Here is a 14,129-nt window from a genome sequence, read left to right on the forward strand (position 1 = left end):
ATCAGGGAGTGCGGACCGCCGCGAACACCGCGTCCACGACGTCGTCGGGGCTCACCTTGGCCGCGACGGCCTCGAAGGTGAGCACGAGGCGATGGCGCAGCACCTGGTGGCGCACCCCAACCACGTCCTCCGGGCGGACGTGGTCGCGCCCGTCGAGGACGGCCGCCGCGCGAGCGGCCTGCAGGAACGCGATGGCACCTCGCGGGCTGGCGCCGTGCTCCACGTAGCGCGCGGTCTCCGCCGGCAGGAACGCACCAGGGTCGCGGGTGATGTTCACGATCTCCACGACGTAGCGCAGGATCGACTCGTCGACGTGCGCCCGGTCCGCGACCGACTGGAGGAACACAACGTCGTCCAGGGACGCCACCGGGTCGACGCTGCTGTCTCGCAGCGCGCCGTCGGCGATCCGGCGCAGCATCTGGGCCTCCTCGTGCGGACTCGGGTGGCGGAGCACCTCCTTGAGCAGGAAGCGGTCCATCTGCGCCTGCGGCAGGACGTAGGTGCCCTCCTCGTCGATCGGGTTCTGGGTGGCCAGCACCAGGAAGGGGTCGGGCAACCGGTGCGTCACCCCACCGATCGTGGTCTGACGCTCCTGCATCGCCTCCAACATCGCCGACTGGGTCTTGGCGGAGGACCGGTTGATCTCGTCGAGCAGCACGAAGTGGGCATGCACCGGCCCCAGCTGGGTGGAGAACGTGGCCGTGCGGGGGTCGTACACCTGCGTGCCGATGATGTCCGAGGGCAGCAGGTCGGGGGTGCACTGCACCCGGGAGAAGCTGGCCGCGACCGCCGAAGAGAGCACGGAGGCTGAGAGGGTCTTGGCCAGTCCCGGCACGGACTCCAAGAGGACATGACCACGCGCCATGACGGTGATCAACAGGCTGCGCAACAAGGTGCGCTGGCCCACCACCTTGCTGGCGAAAGCACCCTCGACGGCGGCGATGATGGTGGTGGCCCGCTCGAGGTCGTGGGGGCTCAGCTGCGACATGTCTTCTCCTGCTCGGTAGGCGTGACTGCCCAGAGGGCGTCGATTCGTGAACTGTCCTCGCGGCGCCGTACGGCGGCGCGAAGCGCGTGGTCGGTGGCGGGCCGGTACGTCGTCGGCCGGTGGGTGGGGCCGCGCAGGGCCCGGAGCACCGGCAGGCCGAGCACCGCGACGAGGAACGCGGTGGTGAGGCCGCGGACCGTGTCGAGGGCCAAGGAGGTCTCCACGGTGTAGGACCACAACCGGGTCAGCACCTCGCCCGCCGGGAGACCAGGCACGTAGTGCTCGGTCGTGGACCCGCTCATCTGGGCCCAGCCGATGAGGTTGAGCAGGACCCCGCTCAGCACCCCGGCGCCTACCGCGAGCGGTACGGCGAGGAGCCAGGCCGTCACGGTCGGCACCGCGCGCAGCACGGCACCCAGGGCACCGACCGCGGCCCATGCCACGCACTGCGAGGGCAACGTCTCGGCAGGGGTGGAGGCCAGCATGGTCGAGCAGAGGGCTGCCGAGGCGCCGGTGAGGACCCCACCGGCGAGCCCGAGGCCGGCGCCGGCGAGGAGCGGAAGGGCGTGCACGACCTCGACGCCCGCCGTTCCCGGGTTGAAGAGGGTCCGCAGGACGCAGTCCCCTGCGACCAGGGCGGTGACGGCGGCGAGTGCGTCGGGACGCCGTCCGGCACCCCGCCACATCGCGCTCGCGAGCAGTCCGAGCCCGGCGACCTGGGCCCCGAGCACCCATGGCGCCTCAGCGCGCACCTGGCTGGCGTCCGGGGCTCCCACGGAGTCCCACACCGGCCAGCCCGTCCACACCAGGCCGCCTGCCAACCACAGCACGGCGACGGCGGTCGCGGCGCGACCGGTCCCGGTCACGGGGGTCCAACCCTTCATCGGGACTCCCTCAGGACGTCAGCCACGCGCAAGGCACGGGATCCGGCGCGACGCAGCGCGGGTGGTTGCGGAAGCCGGTCGGCCACCAGGGCAGGCGGGCCCAGCACGGCCGCGCCGTCGGGTCCGCTCCCGGCCGGAGGAAGGACGAGCAGACGGTGACAGGCACGGACCAGCAGCTCGGCGTCATGGGACACGAGCAGGACCGCGGTGCTCGCGTCACGTTCGGCCAGCGCCGACGCCAGGACACGACGTCCGTGGGCGTCGAGCCCCGCCTCCGGCTGGTCGAGGACCTCGGTCCGCCCGGATGCGGTCCCGAGGGCCCACGCCACTGCGCGACACTCACCGGTGCTGTGCTGGCGCAGGGTGCGCGCCGGGTCGACGACGGCGAGCCGTCCGGCTTCGGCGAGGACCGCAGCGGGGTCTCCCCCGTGGGCGCGACACCACGCGGTCACCAGGCGGCCGAGAGCGACGTGGTCCGGCCAGCTCAGCCGCGGACGTGGCCGTGCCTCGCCGTCCGTGGTCGCCGCGAGCCGAGCGGCCACGGCAAGCGCCGTGCTCCGGTCGCCGTCGGCCGGCACGATCCCGAGCGTCTCGCCCGCGACCACCTCGACCGGCCAGGGCAGGCCGGAGCGCCCGGGCGAGACCGAGGTCGCGGTGGCGTCCCGTGCCGGTGCGGCACCTCGGGTCGGCACCGCCGAGCGCACCTCGGGGTGGGCGCCCAGCCCAGCGAGGTCCCACCACGCGGCACGGGGAGCGCCGAGGGCCCGCGCCAGCGCCGCCTCGGGCGGCAGCGGCAGCGTCCGCGGGGTCCACGTCGCGCCCGCCTGCACGGCTGGGCCCTGGCCTTCGAGGAACTCCACGACCGTGTCGGCGTGGGGAACGGCCACGGCGAGATCGTGCTCGATCCAGCAGACGTCGACCCCGGAGTCGGCGCAGGCACGCACGGTCTCGGCGAGTGCGCGTCGCAGCGAGGGCGTGAGGTGGGTCAGCGGCTGGTCGAGGACGAGCAGCGTAGGGGTTCCCTCGGCGCGGGTGGCCCGCGACCGGATCACCCCGTGCAGAGCAGGAAGGACCGCCGCTGTCGCCGGATCGAGGGTCCGGGCCCGGACGCGGAGGTCCTCCTGTCCCGTCACCTCTCGCCAGAGCCGCGCAGCCAGGGCACCGTTGGACCCCAGCGCCTGAGCCACCGTGACGTCCAGGGTCGGGTCGAGCCGCACGCCGCCCACATGGTGGATCGTGACGTGCTGCGACCACGTGCCCCGCACGAGCGCCGCCCTGGGGAGCGCGTCTCCCAAGACATCGGCGACCACGGACGCACCGGCCCCGCTGCGTCCGGTCAGCACCGTCACTCCGTCGACGGAGAAGGAGACGGGGCCGACCGCGACGCCACGCCCGGGGAGCCAGACGGCCAACCCCTCGATCTCGAAGGTCATCGCACGGCCCCTCCGGGGAAGGGCTTCCAGGTGGCGAGCGTCGCGGCCGGGAGCAGCAGGAGGGGGAGGGCGCGGAGGTAGGGGTCCAGGTCGACCATCGCGACGACGAGGTTCAGCGCGGCACACACCAGGACCACGACCTCTCCCGGGTCGGGCCTCTCGGCACGCGGAAGGCTCAGGAGGAACCCCGTCGTGAGCACGGCCACTGCGAGCAGGAGTGACGCCTCGACGCCGCCCACGCCAGCAGCGACCGACGCCGCCAGCGCGAGGCCGGCCCCGACCAGCACCACGAGCGCCCGGACCCGCTCCGCAGGCCTGCCGCTCGGCGTCGACGCACCGAGCGCACGCCAAGAGGCAGCACGGTCCGCCGCAGCAGGCAAAACTCCACCGGACGCGACGCGCCCCAAGCTGTGCGCGCGCAACGGCGCCCGGCGCCGCTCGGCCCGGGCCAGCTCGTCGGCCAGGAAGCACCAGGGGTGGACCACCGGCGCCAGCCGGCCGAACGCCACGTCGGCGAGCCCGGCCAGCCGCTCACCGCTGACACACCGCGCCACGCAGGCGAGCAGCGCCAGGTGGGCGAGGGCCCGCAGGGCTAGCTCGACGCCCGTCCACAACCGCCCGGTCGTCACCGGCCCACCCACCCTGCCGCCTGAAGCCGGAGCCCACTCCGGGAGCACCCACACCACGTCGCCACCGCTGCCAGGTCCCACGGCCACGGTCACCACCACCCACGCGGCCGCGACGCAGGACCCCATGGCCAGCACCGGTGCGGCAAGCCCGGCGCGTTCGCGGCCCCGGCAGAACCAGATGATGACCACGCCGACCAACACGCTCACCGGCATCCACAGGGACGACTCGCGACTCAGGAGGAGGAACGCGGTCCCCGCCCAGGCGATCCATCCGAGCGCGCCGAGATCGATCCGGGCGTGGGGGCGCCCGTGATCGGTCGCGCCCCGGACCGACGTCCCCCGGGCCGCCTTCTTTCGGGCCCTCATCGAGTCCTCCGGCGGCTCGTCGGCACCAGCACGAGGAGCAGCGCCAGCGCGGCCAGCCCTCCGGCCACGACCTGCACCGAGCCCACCGAGTGCGCGCCCGCGCTGGGCGCCGCGGAGATGCCGGCGTCGCTTGTGGGCACGTCCAGGTTGCGACCTCGTGGGCGCACCACGGCGGCGCCATCGAGACCGACGCTGGCCGCCTGCGAGCCCGTCACCGAGGCGCCGAGGGCGGGGAACACCTCGGGTGCGGGCACTGGACGCGGTGTACCGGACGAGTCCGGGCGCGCCGACCACGTCAGCACCGGGGTTCCACGACGCAGGTCGACGAGACGGAAGTCGTGTGCCTGGGCGGACAGACCCCGCGGGAGGACGTAGCCCACCGTGCACTGCGTGGCTTCGCACCGGGCGGTCGCCGCCGGAGCGGTGGCGCCGGCGGCGGAGGGAACCGGCAGCCAGGAGGTGCCGTCGAGACGCTCGACGGCGTACTCGGAGCCGGGGACGACGTGGTCCAGCAGCAGGGGCAGGCGGGTGCCGACGGGCTTGCTCGTGGCGAACCCGTCGCCCACCAGCTCCGGGGTCTCGCCCACCAGCTCGGTCCAGGCGCCGAGCACGTCGGAGAGGTCCTGGCCGCGCGCCTCTGCGGGAGCGAGGATGACCGGTCCCCCGTGCGTGTCGTCCGGCAGCGGCGGCAGGGTGTGGTCGGCGCTGCCCCAGCCGTCGTCGTTGGTGGTGATCGCGATCTCGGAGCCGACCTTGTGCCACCTCACCGCGCCGGCGGCGCTCGTCGTCACGCGGTATGCCTGGAGGTTCACCTTCGTGTCGGGGCGGCCGGTGACACCGAGCTGGTGGGTGCTGCCGGCGATCCACCGAGGCGGCGCCTGCACCGAGCAGCGCAGCTTGTCGTGGCTGCACAGCCGGTCGGTCTCGGGTGTCGCGGCAGCGGCGACCGGCGCCTGCCCGAGGAGCACCGCTGCGAGCAGGGCGGCTATGAGCAGGGCGGACACGGTCAGCCCGCGCCGGCGGTACGTCATCGCCGCGCTCACCACGACTCACCCCGATCAGCCATGCCGCGACGCCGCCACCACAGCCAGATCCCCGGAGCGGCGACGAGCCCGAGCAGAGCGAGGGTCAACGACCAAGTCAGGGGCCGTGGGGTCTCCCCGGCCCGAGGAGCGGCGTCGGCGCGTGGCTCGTCGCCCCAGACGGTGGCCGTTCCGGCCGGCGCCGGCGCTGCGGGGGCCGCTGAGGGTGCTGCCCCGGCCGACGACGCGTCGTCGGTCGGCCCGGTCGACCCGGCGGGCGAGGGGGTCACCGGCGGTGGCGTGGCCTGCTCACCGTCCGCCGGCCTGGGCGCGGCGGGAGCCGGCGCGTCGTCACCCTGCGTGGGATCCGGTGCCGGGGCGCCGCCCGGCGCGGCAGGTGACGTCGCGGGAGGAGAAGCAGGGGGTGGCGTCGCTCCGCCGCCACCCGCCCCGCCGCCCGACCCACCACCCGGCGTGCGCGGGTCGGGTTGCCCGGCTGCCTTGGTCGGGTCGAACTGCTGCCCGAGGGGCTGGGTCCTGCCGTGCTCGGAGGGCACCACGACCCACTCCGCATGGGCGGGATCGGCGACCGGCCGGTCCTCGGCGCCGCCGTAATTGAGGTGGTGGTTCACCCGGAAGCGGTAGGGCTGGCCGGGCGTCAGCTCGGTGGGTACGGAGTACGTGAGCTGGGAGATCTCGCCGGGGCTGGCGAGCAGCCGCTGGGCAGCGCCGTAACCGTGCCCCGGCAACGGCGTCCATGTGCCGTCGTCGGCGAGGTACTCCACCCAGTAGCCGACACCGGGCACGTTGCCCAGGACGTGGAGGCTCAAGGACACCCCGACCGGCTTCTGCTCGGCGTAGCGGTCCCCCAGCAGCTTGAGGGTGCGGCCGCCGAACTCGACCACCTGCCCGACCCGGGTGGACAGGTCGAGGGACGAGTCGGCGGCGAGACCGACGAAGCCCCACCCGCCCGGGACGTCGGCCACGGCCTGCGGGATCAGTCGCGCATCGTCGAGGCGACCCCGGCCCGCGCCGAGGTCCCGGGTGACACCGTCCACGGGCGCACCGCTCGGGACCAGCCCGGTCAGCTCACCTCGGGAGTTGAACTCGATGACGTAGAACTGCAGGACCAGGTGCGCCCCTGGATTCCCGGTGGCGCTCACCCGCAGCAGCTGGTCCTGGGCAGCGACGGTGCTGTCGGTCGTCACCGAGCAGGTCCCCGCGGTGTAGCCGTCGCACAGCACGCTCTGGGACTGCCCGACCTTCCCAGCCGCGCCGGCGTGGGAGGACGATGAGACGACGGTGACGAGCGCGATGCACACGGCGGCGGCGGCACGCGCCACACGGGTCGGCGCAGAGGCGGGCAGGGCGCGCGGCATCGAGGAGACCTCCAGGGAGCACGCACAGGCAGGGCAACCCGGAGGTTTCCGAGCCCGCGCTTGTGCGACGACGGGTGACGGCTGCATCCCCGGAGTTCCCGACTCGCTGTGACCAGCTCACGGTTGCGCAACAGCGCCGGATTCGCACCGGCTTCCTCTGATGGGGATGCGTCACTGTGTGACGGCGTCATGGTGGCACACCCACTCGGATCCGACGCGGGCGGTCCACCCGCATGCTCACCGCCGCGAGTCGTCGCGTGCATGCATGTGAGCGCGGACACCGAGGCAACAACTGGTCGTCCCCGCACGGCCTGACGTACTCTCCGGCCCACAGCGACGAGGGGGAAGCCGGTGAGAGTCCGGCACTGACCCGCAGCCGTGACGACGCGCCGAGTGCCGTCGAAGTCGGAATGCCTTCGCGCCGTACGACCGTCCACACACTGTCGAGGAATGCAGTTGGTCGCCAGCGCCGATGTCGGCGACGGCTCCCCCTGCTCCGGAATCGGAGTCTCCGTGAAGTTCAAGAAATCCGCGCTGGCCGCTGTCGGCGCACTCGTCATCAGCACCTTGCCGGGCCTGGTCTCGCCGGCCCACGCTGCCGACTGGCGCACCGGCTGGTGCCAGAAGGACGAGGGCCTCAGCGTCGTCGTCGACTTCGGCAACGAGGTCGCCGAGACGGTCCCGCCCGAAGGTTTCCTGGTCCGCTGCCTGGTTGGCGGCGTCGTGAGGAGCACTCCCGAGCACAGCCGGGGCGCGGCCCTGCAGGCCGTGGGTCTCGAGGTCAAGGCCGATCGCAGCGGCTACATCACCTCGATAGAGGGCGTCGAGGAGTACAGCGGCGACGCGATGTGGTGGCTCTTCTCCGGCGCGGCCGTGCCCGGCCCCTGGGACACCGGGAACCACGGCATCGTCACCGACGGCGCCAACCTCAACAAGGCATTCGGCGCCCGGCTCGTCGGCCAGGACTGGGCCAGCGTCCCGCGCCCGACGCCGCAGTTCAGTACACCTGCTGAGCCCGAGCCCGACACCGTGCCCGAGACCCCTGGGGTCACGGGCACCCGCCCGAAGGTCGCCGGCCAGGCGCTGGTCGGCAAGTCGTTGACCTCCGCGCTCGGCTCATGGAGCAACGGCGCCACCCTCGCCCGCCAGTGGAAGCGCAACGGGGCACCCATCGCCGGCGCGCGGGGCGCGTCGTACCGGCTGAAGGCGGCCGACCGAGGGGCGCGCATCACGCTCGCCGTCACCGGGTCGAAGCCCGGCCACCGCGCCACCACCCTGGAGTCCGCACCGACCGCGAAGGTGCGCGCCGGCCGCCTCAAGGCCGTGAAGCCGCGCGTGAAGGGCCGGGCCAAGGTGGGCGGCAAGCTGCGGGCCGTCACCTCGCCCTGGGGCCCGGGGAAGGTGACGCTGACCTACCAGTGGCTGCGTAACGGCAAGCCCATCGCCAAGGCAAAGGCGAAGACCTACGTGATCAAGCCGAAGGACCGTGGCCGGCGCATCACGGTCCGGGTCCGGGCCGCCAAGCCCGGCTATGCCTCGGCGGTCCGCACCTCCGCCAAGACCGCGCGCGTGACCCGCTGACCCCGTCGTGCGGGTGGGGCCCGATCGGTCGAGCCCCACCCGCACAACATGCCGCGTTGCGAGCCTAGGGCTCGCACGAACGCGCGGCCCCGCGGAGGATTCGTCCAGGTTCCCCAGTAGTGCCGCGCGCGTGCACCGGGCACAACCGACGTCTGGTGGCGCCCCTGGGGTGCGCCCCGTCAGCCCGGGCGGATCCATCTCCAAGCACACCCGGCGCACACATGCCTCCAGAGACTCGCCGGTCTCGCGGTGCAGGAGGCCGAGGCTGAGCTCGGTGAGGAGCAGTGCCCCGGACGCCAGCTACGTCGCCGAAGGAGTGCATCAGCTCGCGTGCGCCGTTCGCGTCGCCACGCAGGAGAGTCCCCTGGAGTGGTGGGGTTTGAGGGCTGTCGGCGAGGCGTGAAGACGTAGGCGGCCATCGGCGGGATCTTCGGCGTGTACGGCCAAGCACTCATCGAAGAAGAGGTCCACCGATGGCCTTGCCCCAGTCTGCCCTGTCCGAGCTCCTTGAGGCGTTCCGTGCCGGTGATGGTGTCGACTTGGTCCGTGACTCGGTCCGTGTCGCCCTGCAGGAGCTGATCGAGCTCGAAGCAACCGAACGCATCGGCGCCGCACCGGATGAGCGCAGCGACCAGGCGTTGTGCGCGGTCGTGATGGAGGCCTAGGTCCACGGCACCTCCACCCGCAGCGTCGACGACCTGATCGAAGCAATGGGCGCGGTCGGGACCAGCGAGTCCGAAGTCTCCAGGATCTGCGCCACCTCGACGAGACCGTGGGCGCGTTCCGCACCCGCGCCCTGGATCACGTGAAGTTCCCCTACGTCTACCTGGATGCGACCTACCTCCACGTCCGCAACACCCCCGCAACCTGCTGGCCCACGTCCCCAAGGGACAGGCCGAACTGGTGGCGACGGCGTTCCGGATGATCTTCGCCCAGCCCACCGCCCGAGGACGTCCACGCGGCGTAGGACAAGACCCGCGACGACCTCCCCGCCCGGTTCCCCAAGCTGGGTCCGTTGATGGACGACGCCAAGGTCGAAGTCCTCGCCTTCACCGCGTTCCCACGCGAGCACTGGCGCAAGATCTGGTCGACCAACCCGCTCGAGCGGGTCAACAAGGAGATCAAGCGCCGCTCCCGCGTCGTGGGCATCTTCCCAACGCCGCCCGCGGGAGGGCGTTGATCTCGAAGCCCCAGGACGTCGACGCACAAGGCACCAAGAGCACGCAGGCGCGCGTGGCACGAAGGACAGCGGATGCGTCCAGCCAGGACGTCATGGCGCAACGGAAGGTCGCGCGCCGTGCGATGGGAAGAGGCAGTCGGGAACTGGGACTTCGCACGGGGGCTGGAGGGCCCTGCTCGGAAAAACCACAAGGCCTGACCTGCGTTTCCGCAGGTCAGGCCTTGTTTTTTGTAGCGGGGGCAGGATTTGAACCTGCGACCTCTGGGTTATGAGCCCAGCGAGCTACCGAGCTGCTCCACCCCGCGCCGGTGAAGAGAACATTACGGGACGCGCCCAGGGACGCCAAATCCGGGGTACCTCTCTGCCCCACGGCGGTCGCGCGGCGGTCACGGCGGGGGTGGTGAGGTGCGGGGACGCGGTGCCACCCAGCCACGGCGCAGGGCGAGCAGCCGCCAGCCGATGGTCAGTCCGGCACCGGTGAGGGTGACCACCACAGGCGCCAGGTCGAGCTCCTTGCCCAGTACCGCCACGGTGGCGCCGGCGATCGCCGGGATGGCGTACAGCTCACCGTCTCGCAGCACCACGGGCACCCGGTCGGCCAGCACGTCGCGCAGCACACCGCCGCCGACCGCGGTCACCGCCCCGAGGACGGCAGAGGCGAGCAGGCCCAGCCCGGCGTCGTACGCCTTGACCGCGCCGGCGACGGCGAACAGGCCCAGCCCGAAGGCGTCGAACACGTTGATCGAGCGTTCGAACCGGCCGACCGCGGGATGCCACAGGAACGTGACCAGGCCGGCGACCGCGGGGGCCAGCAGGTAGCGCCAGTCGGCGAACGCGGCGGGGTCGGCACCGATGATGACGTCGCGGATCACTCCCCCGCCCAGCCCGGTGACCATGGCCAGCACCACCACGCCGACGATGTCGAGCTGGTTGCGCACCGCCAGCAGGCCACCGGAGACCGCGAAGACGACGATGCCGAGCAGGTCCAGGGTCAGCAGCACGTCCCGATCCTCCCGCCTGTCACCCGCGCGGGCCAGCCGACGGGTCGCGGCGCGCGCACGACCTCGGACGCGACGAGGCCGGCACCGGGTCACATGGACCCGGTGCCGGCCTCGCGGTGCTAGCTGGCGTGAGCTTCGGCTACTGCGCGTCGCGCTGGTTGGCCAGCTTCACAGCCTTCTGCACGGCCTTCTCGGCGATCTCGAGCTGCGCTGCCCACTCCGCGGTGTCGTTTTCGGCCTGCGCCTCCTGCGCCGCGGTGAAGGCCTCGTCGGCCTCCTTCAGCGCCGCAGCGATCTGCTCGTCGATGCTGACCGGCTCCGCCGGGGTCTGCGGCTCCTCACCGTCGGGCTCCTCGGCTCCGCCCTCGTTCTCCGGCGCCGGCGCCGGGACCCCCTCGAGGTCGACGTCCAGGGCGTCGGCGAGCGCCAACGGCAGGTTGCGCTCGATGCCGACGCTCTCGCCGTACTTGACGATGACGTACTGCAGGATCGGGAACGCCGAGGCGCCGGTGGTGCGCACCGCGTAGACGGGCTGGATGTAGATCAGCCCACCGTCGACCGGCAGCGTGAGCAGGTTGCCGAACCTCGGCGGCGTGGCGCCCTGCACCCGATAGGCGGTCAGCGCGTCGACCACCTTGTCGTCCTGCTGCATCTGGTTGGCGACCTGGCCCGGGCCCGGCGCGTTGGCGTCGGTCATCTCCAGCAGCCGCAGCTTGCCGAAGTTCTCCGACGTCGCGTCCGAGTTCACCTGCAGGTACGACGCCAGCGTCCCCTTGCCGCGCGGCACGAACACCGAGGTCAGCGACCAGTCGTTGGTGTTGTCCACCCCGGTCGAGAACAGCCGGTACGGCGGCTGGAACACCGGGCGCGCCGCGTTCGGGTCCTCCGGGACCTCCCAGCGGTTGTTGGCCTGGTAGAACTCACCGGCGTTCGTGACGTGGTACTTGGCGAGCTGGTAGCGCTGCACCTTGAACATGTCCTCGGGGTAGCGCAGGTGCTCCATGAGCTGGTCGGGGATCTCCGACTTGGCCTTGACCACGTCGGGGAAGACCTTCATCCACGTCTTGAGGATGGGGTCCTCGGTGTCCCACTCGTAGACGGTGACCGTGCCGTCGTAGGCATCGACCGTCGCCTTCACCGCCGAGCGCATGTAGTTGATCTCGTCGGTGGGCAGCGTCTGCAGCCCGGTCTCCTGCTGCAGGGAGTCGTCGATCATGTCGTCGAAGGACTCCCGCTGGGAGTTCGGGTAGCGGTCGGTGGTGGTGTAGCCGTCGATGATCCACTGGATCTTGCCGTCGACGACCGCCGGGTAGGGGTCGCCGTCGACGGTCAGCCAGGGCGCGACCCGCTCGAGCCGCTCGACCGGGTTGCGGTTGTAGAGCACCTTGGAGTTCTCGTTGACCCGGCCCGAGAGCAGGAAGTTCGGCTCGCCGAACTTGATGGCGTACATGAGCTGGTTGAAGGTGCTGCCGACCGGCACCCCGCCCTTGCCGTCGTACGTCGTGCGCTGGTCGCCCTCGTCGCTGTCGGTGTCGGCCAAGCCGAGCTCGACGTGGTCGGAGTCCGCGCTGGCCTTGCCCACGACGGAGTACGTCGGGCTCGACTCGCCGTAGTAGACGCGGGTCTCGAACTCCTCGCGCTCGGTGAGCGCCTTGCCGCCCTCGGTGCCCTCGCCGGCGATGCCCTCGGCCCACACGATGCGCCCGTTGACCTCGCTCGGCGAGATCCGGTTGGCGTAGGCGGCGATCAGGCCCTCACCGTGGGTGTAGACGGTGTGCAGGTTCGACCAGTTCTGGTCCGAGGCGTTGATCCCGGACTGGTCGAGCTCCCGCACGCCGAGCACCAGCGGGACCTCCTCGCCGTTGATCGTGTAGCGGTCCACGTCCAGCACCTCGGGCACCGAGTAGTAGGCCCGCACCTGCTGGCGCTGCTGGAAGGTCTCGCGCACCTGCAGCGGGTCGACGACCGGCACGTTGGTGAGCTGGCCAAGCACGCTGGCGCCCTGCTCGCGGGTGGGCTCGCCGCTCGGGATCCCCTGGTAGGGGGCGCTCTCCACGGAGTCCAGACCGTATGCCGTGCGCGTGGCGTCGATGTTGGCCTTGATGTAGCTGTTCTCCTTGTCGGCCTCCGACGGCTTGACCTGGAAGTTCTGCACGATGGCGGGCCAGATCATGCCGAGCAGGACGGCGGACAGGGCGAGCAGCGCGAGGCCCACCGACGGCAGCTGCCAGGTGCGGCGCCACACGTTGAGGAAGAACAACAGCGCGCAGATCAGCGCGACCGCGACCAGGATGTTGCGCGCGGGCAGCACCGCGTTCTCGGCGGTGAAGTTCATGCCGGTGAACAGCCGGTGGTCCTGGGTGACCAGGTCGTAGCGGCCGAGGAAGTAGTCCACGGACTTGGCGAGCACGAAGGTGCCGACCAGCACGGACAGCTGCACCTGCGCGGCGCCGGAGAGCCGGTCGCGGGACTGCTGCAGCCGGATGCCGCCGTACAGGTAGTGCACGACCGCGGCGGCGATCAGCGACACGATCGCGGCCGCCATCGCGAAGTCGACCAGGTAGTTCCACCACGGCAGCTCGAAGACGTAGAAGCCGATGTCCTTCTTGAAGTAGGCGTCCTTGTCGCCGAACGACTCGGCGTTGCGCCACATCAGGAACTGGCGCCAGTGCCCGATCGCGGAGGTGCCGGCGAAGATGCCGATGACGGCGGCGACGCCGCCGAGCAGCCACCCGCGGATGGGGGTGACCGCGTCGCGGTACCGGTCGACGCTGCCGTCCACGCCGGGCATCCGGAACAGCGGCCGGTATCGGTAGGCCAAGTACATGTTGAGCGCGACCACACCGCCCATGAGCAGCGCGAACACCACGAAGAGACCCACCCGGGTCCACAGCATGGTGCTGAACACGCTGCCGTAGCCGACCTCCTTGAACCACAGCCGGTCGGTGTAGATCGACGCGAACGCGGTGAGCAGGAAGAAGCCGACCACCAGCACGACGCCGGTGATCACCAGCGCCTTGGCACGACGTCCCGGCCGCTCCGGTGCGGGCCGGGCCGGCTCTTCGTCGAACAGGTCACTCATCGTCGCCGCCCACGGTCTCGTCCTCCACGATCTCGTCGTCCTGCAAGGTGCCTCGCACCAGCTCGAGCAGACCGGGGACGATGTCGACCCCGCCCATCACCGAGCTGTCGTCGTCGTTGCTGCGTGTGCGCAGAGCGCAGTACGTCGCACCCGAGCGCACCGCGCCGGCGACGATACGAACATCCTGCGCGTCGGGGTGCTCGCGCGCGAATTCCTGGGCCGCGTAGGGGTCCTCGGGCACGTCGCCCTCGGCGGCCGGCGGCAGCACCAGCCGCTCCACCACCGCGACGCAGCCGATGATGACCTCGGGCCAGGCGATGCTGAGCAGCGCCTCCTCGAGCTCCATGCCCTCGGGCAGCTCGTCCTGCTCGATCGGGGTGAGCGAGCCGCGCTCACGCGGCGAGTCCAGCCCGAGCTGGGCCGCCAGCTCAGGCTGGGTCTCGACGATGTGCGCGGTGTCCACGAGCGCGTAGAGCCGCGCCGGCTGGTCCCAGCCGGCGGAGGCCACGTGCTTCTCCACCTCGAGTACGGCGGCCGCGAGGGCCAGGTCGACATCCAGCTCGTAGTCCATGGGGCTTCGTTGC

At 71.8% G+C, this 14,129-nt stretch carries 10 protein-coding genes, 1 tRNA gene, 2 pseudogenes and 1 riboswitch; of the genes and pseudogenes, 3 read left to right on the forward strand and 10 right to left on the reverse strand.

All coding sequences use genetic code 11. The features are described from left to right. Position 1: 1 nt before the first annotated feature. The 6 genes from KG111_RS12200 to KG111_RS12225 all read right to left on the reverse strand — a co-directional run bounded on the left by KG111_RS12200 (position 2) and on the right by KG111_RS12225 (position 6,701). On the reverse strand, positions 2–988 hold the full coding sequence (locus tag KG111_RS12200) for an AAA family ATPase (RefSeq protein WP_205293100.1): 987 nt from the start codon (positions 986–988) through the stop codon (positions 2–4). After that, complete coding sequence (locus tag KG111_RS12205) at positions 976–1,872, reverse strand: hypothetical protein (protein WP_205293099.1); 897 nt, start codon at positions 1,870–1,872, stop codon at positions 976–978. The genes KG111_RS12200 and KG111_RS12205 overlap by 13 nt, the downstream gene beginning before the upstream one ends. Next, the gene (locus KG111_RS12210) at positions 1,869–3,305 is read right to left on the reverse strand and encodes an ABC transporter ATP-binding protein (protein WP_205293098.1); all 1,437 of its coding nucleotides are present in this window, start codon (positions 3,303–3,305) and stop codon (positions 1,869–1,871) included. Before KG111_RS12210 ends, KG111_RS12205 begins: the two co-directional genes overlap by 4 nt. After that, positions 3,302–4,141, reverse strand: a complete 840-nt coding sequence (locus tag KG111_RS12215; RefSeq protein ID WP_205293097.1) for a hypothetical protein — start codon at positions 4,139–4,141, stop codon at positions 3,302–3,304. The genes KG111_RS12210 and KG111_RS12215 overlap by 4 nt, the downstream gene beginning before the upstream one ends. Before the next feature lie 155 nt (positions 4,142–4,296). After that, positions 4,297–5,343 carry a hypothetical protein gene (locus KG111_RS12220; RefSeq protein WP_205293096.1) on the reverse strand — a complete coding sequence of 349 codons (1,047 nt, stop codon included), beginning with the start codon at positions 5,341–5,343 and terminating at the stop codon, positions 4,297–4,299. After that, positions 5,340–6,701 carry a hypothetical protein gene (locus KG111_RS12225; RefSeq protein WP_205293095.1) on the reverse strand — a complete coding sequence of 454 codons (1,362 nt, stop codon included), beginning with the start codon at positions 6,699–6,701 and terminating at the stop codon, positions 5,340–5,342. The genes KG111_RS12220 and KG111_RS12225 overlap by 4 nt, the downstream gene beginning before the upstream one ends. A gap of 294 nt (positions 6,702–6,995) precedes the next feature. Continuing rightward, positions 6,996–7,137: riboswitch (cobalamin riboswitch) on the forward strand. Between the two features lie 77 nt (positions 7,138–7,214). Here KG111_RS12225 and KG111_RS12230 point away from each other — a divergent pair. The 3 genes and pseudogenes from KG111_RS12230 to KG111_RS18325 all read left to right on the forward strand — a co-directional run. Then, complete coding sequence (locus tag KG111_RS12230) at positions 7,215–8,282, forward strand: hypothetical protein (RefSeq protein WP_205293094.1); 1,068 nt, start codon at positions 7,215–7,217, stop codon at positions 8,280–8,282. A 629-nt stretch (positions 8,283–8,911) separates the two neighbouring features. Then, a pseudogene (locus KG111_RS18515) lies at positions 8,912–9,207 on the forward strand (transposase); the annotation flags it as partial. Positions 9,208–9,309: 102 nt separating this feature from the next. After that, a pseudogene (locus KG111_RS18325) lies at positions 9,310–9,438 on the forward strand (transposase); the annotation flags it as partial. A 255-nt stretch (positions 9,439–9,693) separates the two neighbouring features. Here KG111_RS18325 and KG111_RS12240 read toward each other — a convergent pair. The 4 genes from KG111_RS12240 to KG111_RS12255 form a co-directional block, all read right to left on the reverse strand. After that, positions 9,694–9,767 (reverse strand) — tRNA-Met (locus KG111_RS12240). An 81-nt stretch (positions 9,768–9,848) separates the two neighbouring features. Beyond that, positions 9,849–10,463, reverse strand: coding sequence for a trimeric intracellular cation channel family protein (locus KG111_RS12245; protein WP_307820576.1), 615 nt, complete (start codon positions 10,461–10,463; stop codon positions 9,849–9,851). A 139-nt stretch (positions 10,464–10,602) separates the two neighbouring features. Further along, on the reverse strand, positions 10,603–13,545 hold the full coding sequence (locus tag KG111_RS12250) for a UPF0182 family membrane protein (RefSeq protein ID WP_205292863.1): 2,943 nt from the start codon (positions 13,543–13,545) through the stop codon (positions 10,603–10,605). Further along, positions 13,538–14,116 (reverse strand): PPA1309 family protein, encoded by a 579-nt coding sequence (locus KG111_RS12255; RefSeq protein WP_205292862.1) that lies wholly within the window; start codon positions 14,114–14,116, stop codon positions 13,538–13,540. Before KG111_RS12255 ends, KG111_RS12250 begins: the two co-directional genes overlap by 8 nt. Between the last annotated feature and the right edge of the window lie 13 nt (positions 14,117–14,129).

It is taken from the genome of Nocardioides faecalis (assembly GCF_018388425.1).
Taxonomy (GTDB): Bacteria; Actinomycetota; Actinomycetes; order Propionibacteriales; family Nocardioidaceae; genus Nocardioides; species Nocardioides faecalis.

Coding starts and splice junctions, on each gene's coding strand:
- KG111_RS12255 (WP_205292862.1), bottom strand. CDS start 14,116: ATGGACTACGAGCTGGATGTCGACCTGGCCCTCGCGGCCGCCGTACTC.
- KG111_RS12225 (WP_205293095.1), bottom strand. CDS start 6,701: ATGCCGCGCGCCCTGCCCGCCTCTGCGCCGACCCGTGTGGCGCGTGCC.
- KG111_RS12250 (WP_205292863.1), bottom strand. CDS start 13,545: ATGAGTGACCTGTTCGACGAAGAGCCGGCCCGGCCCGCACCGGAGCGG.
- KG111_RS12205 (WP_205293099.1), bottom strand. CDS start 1,872: ATGAAGGGTTGGACCCCCGTGACCGGGACCGGTCGCGCCGCGACCGCC.
- KG111_RS12210 (WP_205293098.1), bottom strand. CDS start 3,305: ATGACCTTCGAGATCGAGGGGTTGGCCGTCTGGCTCCCCGGGCGTGGC.
- KG111_RS12200 (WP_205293100.1), bottom strand. CDS start 988: ATGTCGCAGCTGAGCCCCCACGACCTCGAGCGGGCCACCACCATCATC.